This is a genomic window from Mesorhizobium sp. M8A.F.Ca.ET.161.01.1.1 (assembly GCF_004792105.1).
Lineage (GTDB): Bacteria > Pseudomonadota > Alphaproteobacteria > Rhizobiales > Rhizobiaceae > Mesorhizobium.
In genome coordinates this window covers 1-303 of the sequence record NZ_SRTD01000384.1, presented here as the reverse complement: position 1 = coordinate 303, position 303 = coordinate 1, and the positions used below count along the sequence as shown (strand labels likewise).

The window sequence follows — 303 nt, the reverse complement described above, 5'->3', positions numbered from 1 at the left end:
CGCTCGACAGCACAAAGACCATCGACATCTCGACGTTTACGCCCCGTGACAGCATCGAGTGGATATGGCTCGACACGCCCTATTATCTTTCACCCAACGATGCCGTCGGCCAGGAAGCATTCTCGGTCATCAGGGATGCGATGGAAGCGCAGAACATGGTGGGGATTTCACGTCTAGTGATTACCCGCCGCGAGCGCGCCGTCATGCTTGAGCCACGCGGCAAGGGTATCGTTCTGTGGACGCTGCGCTATGGGGATGAAGTCCGTGACGAGAATACTTACTTTGGCGGGATCGAAGAAGATG

The 303-nt window shown here is 56.4% G+C and carries 1 protein-coding gene; it reads left to right on the top strand.

Features of this window, described 5'->3' with window-relative positions; genetic code table 11:
• The coding region (locus tag EN804_RS36190) for a Ku protein (protein WP_135922409.1) at positions 1-303 on the top strand (303 nt) is incomplete at both ends.